At 66.5% G+C, this 6,941-nt stretch carries 6 protein-coding genes; all 6 read left to right on the top strand.

The annotated features are described in order from the left end of the window. Positions 1–267 precede the first annotated feature (267 nt). The 6 genes from AC0L3K_RS23340 to AC0L3K_RS23315 all read left to right on the top strand — a co-directional run bounded on the left by AC0L3K_RS23340 (position 268) and on the right by AC0L3K_RS23315 (position 6,913). Positions 268–660: a BlaI/MecI/CopY family transcriptional regulator gene (locus tag AC0L3K_RS23340; protein ID WP_007601043.1), complete on the top strand. Its 393-nt coding sequence runs from the start codon at positions 268–270 to the stop codon at positions 658–660. Continuing rightward, positions 657–3,176 (top strand): M56 family metallopeptidase, encoded by a 2,520-nt coding sequence (locus AC0L3K_RS23335; protein ID WP_473366986.1) that lies wholly within the window; start codon positions 657–659, stop codon positions 3,174–3,176. The genes AC0L3K_RS23340 and AC0L3K_RS23335 overlap by 4 nt, the downstream gene beginning before the upstream one ends. 167 nt (positions 3,177–3,343) lie before the next feature. After that, positions 3,344–4,795 carry a DUF1800 domain-containing protein gene (locus AC0L3K_RS23330; RefSeq protein ID WP_473366985.1) on the top strand — a complete coding sequence of 484 codons (1,452 nt, stop codon included), beginning with the start codon at positions 3,344–3,346 and terminating at the stop codon, positions 4,793–4,795. A 2-nt stretch (positions 4,796–4,797) separates the two neighbouring features. Continuing rightward, positions 4,798–6,048 (top strand): DUF1501 domain-containing protein, encoded by a 1,251-nt coding sequence (locus AC0L3K_RS23325; protein ID WP_473366984.1) that lies wholly within the window; start codon positions 4,798–4,800, stop codon positions 6,046–6,048. Between the two features lie 30 nt (positions 6,049–6,078). Further along, a complete protein-coding gene (locus AC0L3K_RS23320) occupies positions 6,079–6,303 on the top strand; it encodes a hypothetical protein (protein WP_473366983.1) in 225 nt (74 codons plus the stop codon). A 94-nt stretch (positions 6,304–6,397) separates the two neighbouring features. Then, entirely contained in the window at positions 6,398–6,913 is a 516-nt protein-coding gene (locus AC0L3K_RS23315) for a septal ring lytic transglycosylase RlpA family protein (RefSeq protein ID WP_354170668.1), read from the top strand. Positions 6,914–6,941: the final 28 nt, after the last annotated feature.

Here is a 6,941-nt window from a genome sequence, read left to right as displayed (position 1 = left end):
CGGCCCCACCCCCCCCCCCCCCCCCGCGGCGCGGGGGGGCGGGCCGGCGCGGGCCCCCGGGCCGCCCCCCCCCCCCCCGCCGCCGCGGGGGGCGGGGCCCCGGCAGTCTGCTAGCCCGATCGAAAGTCGATCCGACTTGCGAGAGGTTATTTCCGCGGTTCGGTCAGCACGCGATACCATTTCAGGTAGAAACTCCGTTGCGCGGCGCGGGCGTATATGCGACGCTCTGTAGCGTTACAAGAAAATGCGAAACCAAGGTAAGCCGCCATGGACGATCGTTTGCCGGACCTGGGCGACCTCGAGCACGAGGTCATGCAACTGGTTTGGGCCCATGGTCCTGTCACGGCCGAGGTTGTGCGCGAGAAGCTGTCGCGTCGGCTGAAGGAATCGACGGTCCGCACGGTGCTGCGCCGGCTGGAAGAAAAGGGCTATGCTCGGCACACGGTGGACGGACGCACCTATGTCTACCACGCAGCCGAAGCGCGCGCGCGGGTTGCGGCCAAGGCGGTGCAGCGCATCGTCGACTGGTTCTGCAACGGCTCGATGGAGGAGGTCCTCGTCGGCATGGTCGACAATGCAATGCTCGACCAGCAGCAGTTGCGCACGCTGGCCGACCAGGTGGCCAAGGCGAAGAAGGCGAGGGGAGTGAAGAAAGAATGATCGCAACTCTGGCGGAGGCGGCGCTGCGCTCCCTTGTGCTGGGAGGCGTCGTCTGGTTCGGTCTCAACCTGTTTCGCGTGCGCAATCCGCACGTCCACATGACGGCGTGGGTCGTCGTGCTGCTGGCGTCCGTGGCGATGCCGTTCGTGATGCATTGGCCGACGGTCACGATCACCCGGCTGCCACTGCCGTTACCCGTGCCGGATGATGTCCTGCCTGCCGATATCTCGATGCTCGAGATGCCTCAGCCCATGCAGCCGATCGCGCCCGGCGCGGCGATAGTTGCGCCGGCGCAGAGCGGCCTCTCCGTCAATTGGTGGCTGATCGCTACCGTCGTCCATGTCGGCGTCGCCAGCCTGTTGCTGCTGCGGCTGGCCATTGGGCTCTGTCTGACCTGGCGCCTCGCGCGCGCGGCAAGACCGATCAACGGTCTGCAGATGGTCGACGCCGATGTGCGCGTCAGCCGCGAGGTCGGCGGTCCCGTCACGTTTGGCTCGACCATTCTGGTGCCGCCGCAATTTTCCGGCTGGGACCCAAAGAAGCGCCTCGCGGTGCTCGCGCATGAGGGCGCGCATGTCGCCAACCGCGATTTCCATATCCTCCTGCTCGCTTCCCTCAATCGCGCGGTGTTCTGGTTCAGCCCGTTCGCCTGGTGGCAGCTCGCGCGTCTTGCCGAACTTGCCGAGATCATCAGTGACGCCGAGGCGATCGAGGTGATCGACGATCGGCTGTCCTATGCGGAAATCCTGCTTGATTTCGCAAGCACGGTAAACCCGCGGCCGGTCGAGCTCGCGATGGCGCGGGCCTCGACCGTGCGCGCGCGCGTCGAGCGCATCATCGCGACTGCCGTGATGCCGGTCGCGGTCGGCTGGCGCAAGCGGCTGTGGATCGCGGCCGCGATCGTCCCGGCCGTGATCGTGTCCGCCGGCATGATCGCCTATCGCACCCCAGAGCCTGCGCCGCTCGCCGGCGATAGTGGAGAGGTGCCGGCCCAACATTACCGCCCCTTCGTCAATTTCTACGCCATGGGCCCGGCCTCGGTGTTCGCCATCTTCCGCGAGGGTGATGATCTCTACGGCCAGCTCACCGGGCAACGTCGGCTGCGCCTGACCGTCGGCAGCGACGGCACCGCGTCCTACCTGGCTTCGTCGGGCGAGATCACGTTCCCGCTCGATGCGGAACGCCGCTCCTCCGAACTGATGCTGCGGATCAACGGCCGCGACGTGCGCGCGGTGCGTGTCGCCGAGATGCCGGCGCCGACGACCGAACCTGCCTCGCTCGATCAATATGTCGGCTGGTATAGGATTGCGCCGAACCGCGTGCTCACCGTCCGCCGCGATGGCGACCGTCTCTGGCTGCAGGAAACCGGGCAGGGGGCGACGCAAGTCCTGGCCGAGGGCACTGATGCCTTCTCCTTTCGCGGCGACCATCTCGTGATCTTCCTGCGCGACGAGCAGTCGAGGGTCTCGCGCGTGTTGCTACAAAGTGCGGTTTTCGGCGGCCGCCTCGCAGCCCGCGTCGATGCGGCGGTGGCACAGGCGGTCCAAGCGGATTTCGCGCGCCGCCTTGCCGAAGTCCCCGATCGCTTCAGGGAGCAGGTCCCGGCGGTCGGCGGCAAGGAGATGATCTTGCGGGGGATCGAGGATCTGCGCGCCGGCACGCCGAACTACGATCGCATGAGCGCGCCGCTCGCGGCCAAGATCCACCGCCAGCTCAATGAAATGCACGCGACGTTCGTTGCGCTCGGCGGATTGGAATCGATCTTCTTCCGCGGCGTCGGTCCTGGCGGCTACGACATCTATGGCGCGAAATTCGAAAACGGCACGGCCGAATTCCGCCTGCTGATCGAGCCCGACGGCAAGGCCGGCGATGTGATCTTCCGAGCCGACGGCAACGACGAACTCGGTGGCATCGTGCCTTGCTCGGAGGAGGCGAACGTGCGCGGCCGCGCCGGCACCTCGCCGATCAGGATCATGGTCTATAACGAGATGGGCGACGACATCCAGGTTTTCAATCTCGATGCCGACGGCAATCGCAAGACGCAGAGCGTCGTCAGGCCCAACATGACCTGGGCCTCCACCACCACCGTGAACAATCCGTGGGTGATTGCCGACAAGTCGGGACGGTGCATGGAGATCCTGGTGCCGGGTCGGCAAACGCGCTTCCACAATGTCGAGGCCTCAAACCTCGGCGCGCGTCCGGGTCGCGCAGCGCGGCGCGCCGTTCCGATCGCCAATGGCGAGGAGATGCTGCGCCGTTACATCGAGGGCGTCGGCCGGGGACAGCCGGACTACGAGCGCATGACGTCGGAAGTCGCCGACATCACACGCGCGCAGCTTCCGTTCGATCAGGCGATTCTGACGCGGCTGGGTGCGCTGCGTGCGGTCTCCTTCCGCGGCGTCACCGCGCTCGACAGCGATATCTATGTTGCCCAGTTCGCCAACGGTTCGGCAGAATGGCGCATCGGTGTCAGAAACGGCACGATCACGAAAATCGCGCTCGGGCCGAATTTTTAGGACGAGCGCCGCTGCCGCTCTGCGGGAGTGGTGGCGCCCGAGTTCGTGGCGGCGGTCGCTCAATCTATGCTTGCAGACTCACGTCGTGAATGCTACAATACGTAGCATTACGGTTCGTAGCTTCGCGCCGACACCGTCGGCAGGCTCGAAAGAATTAGGCATTCGTTATGAGCAGTTCTGCAAAGGCCGATTCTGTGCTGGCGCTTCATCGCTTCGGAATGGGGCCGCGTCCGGGATCGATTGCGGCTGTCGGGACCGACCCGCGTGGCGCGCTGATCGCCGAACTCGACCGTCCGCTCGTCCTGAACGCTGCCGCTAGCCTTCCCTCCAGCGCAAAGGCCTATCGCACCGTGGCCGATGCCAATGCGCGGCGCACGGCGCGCGCCAAGCAGGCCCAGCAGCAGGCTAAAAAGCAGCAGGTGGCGGCGACGCCGACCATGTCGGAAGACCAGACGCAAGGGCAGGTAGCGGACAAGGACGCCGCCGAGATGGCGGCCAAGCAGGCAGCCGACGCCATTCCCGATCCCGGACGTCCGATCTATTTGCAGGAAGCCAAGGTGCGCACCGAAGCTGCGCTTTCCGCCGACATCGGTTTCGCCGAGCGGCTGGTGTGGTTCTGGTCCAACCATTTCTGCGTCTCGGCCAACCGGATCCAGAGCATGTCCGGCGCCTATGAGCGCGAAGCCGTTCGCGCAAATGCGCTCGGCCGCTTCGTCGATCTCCTGCTGGCCGTCGAGGGGCATCCGGCGATGCTGGTCTATCTCGACAATCTTGGTTCGATGGGCGCGAACTCGACGGCCGGCATCAACCGCAGTAGCGGTCTCAACGAGAACTTTGCGCGCGAGATCATGGAGCTGCATACGCTCGGCGTGCGCGCAGGCTATACCCAGGACGACGTCATCAGCTTCGCCAATGTGCTGACCGGCTGGACGCTGGTGCCGCCGGGCGCCGATCCCCAGCACGGCGGCGATTTCACCTTCAATCCGCGGCTGCACGAGCCCGGCGGACAGACCGTGCTGGGCAAACGCTACGAGCAGGAGGATGCCGAGCAGGGCCGCGCCGTGTTGCGCGACCTCGCCGCCCATCCCGCGACCGCGACCCATGTCGCGACAAAACTCGCGCGCCATTTCGTCGCCGACGATCCGTCGCCGGTGCTCGTCGAGCAGATGGCAAGGACCTTTCGCGACACCGAGGGCGATCTCAAGCAGGTCGCGATTGCGATGGTGTCCTCGGACGAGGCCTGGCGCGGGCCGCCGTCGAAGCTCAAGCGTCCCGGGGAATGGGTCGTCGGCATGGTGCGTGCGACCGGCATCACGGTCGTCGATCCCGTCCGCTTCACCGGCGGCCAGGAGCTGCTCGGTGAGGCGCTGTGGCGTCCGTCGGCGCCGAAGGGCTATCCGGATGACGAGCCCAGCTGGATCGACGGCGTCGGCCGGCGGCTCGACGTCGCCAACAATTTCGCCGAGCGCATCACCGGCATGGCCGATCCGCAAGTGATCATCGAAGACGTCTTCGCATCGGAGATAGCGCCCGAGGTGAAGCAGGCGGTCGGCCGTGCCGAGAGCCGGCAGCAGGCGTTGGCGCTCTTGTTCATGTCGGCGGATTTTCAGAGGAGGTGAGCATGGGCGTCGTCAATCATTTGCCCACGCGGCGCGAGCTTCTGGTCGGGTCCGGCGCGCTGTTCGCGTGGAGCCAGATGCCTGGGATCGCGCGCGCCGAAGGGCGCGATCCGCGACTGCTGGTCATCGTGCTGCGCGGAGCGCTCGACGGCCTCGGCGCGGTTGCGCCGGTCGGCGATCCCGACTGGATTTCCTTGCGCGGCGATCGTGCGCTGGTGCTGGACGGCAAGCCGCCAGCGCTGCCGCTCGATGCCTTCTTCGCGCTCAATCCTGCGATGCCGAATCTGCATCGGCTCTACAAGAGCGGCAAGGCTGCCATCGTCCATGCCACCGCGACGCCCTATCGCGAGCGTTCGCATTTCGACGGCCAGGACGTGCTGGAAAGCGGGCTCGTCAAGCCCGGCATGACCAGCTCGGGATGGCTCAACCGCGCGCTGCTCGCGCTGGAATCCGGCGGGCGTGTCGACCCGCGCGCCAGCCGCGCGCTCGGCATCGGCTCCGTGACGCCGCTGGTGGTGCGCGGTTCGGCGCCTGTCATGACATGGGTGCCGCAGCGATTGTTGCCGGCGAGCGAGGACACGCAGAACCGCCTGCTCGATCTCTACCAGCACACCGATCCGAAGCTTGCGACCGTGCTCCAGGCCCGCATGAAGCTCGCTTCGCTCGGCGGCGCATCGGGCACGGGCGATCCGATGTCTGACGATCCGACCTTGGCGCCGCCCGGCATCGCGCGCGTCCGCGCCTACTTCGCCGAAGCCGCCGGCACGGCCGCGCGCTATCTCGCCAAGCCCGACGGTCCGCGCGTCGGCGCCATGGGCTTCGTCGGCTGGGATACGCACATCGCCGAGGGCGCGGCCTCGGGCCAGCTCTACAATCTGCTCGGTGCGCTCGACGGCGCCTTTGCCGCAATCGAGAGCAACATGGGCGAAGCGTGGCGCGAGACAGTCGTGGCCGTTGTCACGGAGTTCGGGCGAACCGCGCGCATCAACGGTACGCAGGGCACGGACCACGGTACGGGCACGGTCGCTTTCCTGATCGGCGGCGGGCTCACCGGTGGCCGCGTGATCGCGGACTGGCCGGGCCTGAAGCCGGCGCAACTCTTCGAGGATCGCGATCTCAAGCCGACCACGGATTTGCGCGCAGTGTTGAAGGGCCTGCTGAGGGATCATCTGCGTGTCGAGGAGAAGGTGCTCGCAGACGCCGTCTTCCCGGGCAGCGCCGACGTCAAGCCGATGGGAGGCCTCGTCGGCTGACGGCGCGGCTCTCGCAACCGGATCGGGTTCATGATGTGCACGCTGACACAACGGGAGCTCGACTTTCTCGCCAGCCTGAAGACCGGCTGGCGGCTGCTCTATCGGCGCGAGCTCGCGCGGCTGTTGAAGAGCGACGCCGAGCCTGGTGAGGTTCAACCGCAGACGCGCCCGATCGTCTGGCGCGTCGTATCGGGCTTATCCCAGGAGTCTGTCTCGATTCAGGACAAGCCAGTGTGGTGGAATCGTCACAGCTAAACGCGAAACGGCTGCGGCCTCAGGCGCGCTTTCGTTCCGACAAGGTTCTGCCCTCATTGCCCACCGAAACTCGGGGCCGTTCGGAGGGCGCATCATGTCTCGATTTGCACGTGCCGAAACTGCCCGGATTTCGCCGGCAACCCTGTGCCGGATCCTGCTCGCCATCATCGGCGCGGCGTCGCTTGCGGCGTGTGCGCAATCGCCGGTCGGCCGCCAGAAGGCCGATCTCGGCACCCACCGCCAAGCCGCTGTCGAACGACCGCACAGGGTGGCGGCGCTGCATCCGCGTCCAATCAGCCGGGCGCGCGTCCCCGACGGCGATGCAAAGCAAAGCGTCTCGCACGGCGTCGCCAGCTTCTATTCGGACACGGAGACGGCGAGCGGCGAGCGGTTCGACAAGAACGAATTGACCGCGGCCCATCCCAGCCTGCCGTTCGGCACCAAGCTGCGCGTCACCGATGTCTCGTCCGGCCGGTTCGTGACCGTCAGGATCAACGATCGCGGGCCGTATGTTCGCGGACGCGTGGTCGACATCTCTCCCTCCGCAGCCGAGGCGCTCGGCATGGTCGACAAGGGTGTCACCAATGTCCGGCTCGACGTGGTGCGATAATTTGCAGTGACATCGATCCGAAATGCTG

The organism is Bradyrhizobium sp. MI1.10 (assembly GCF_055811035.1).
Note: the sequence above shows the minus strand (reverse complement) of the source record. Positions and strands in the feature narration are given on the sequence as shown.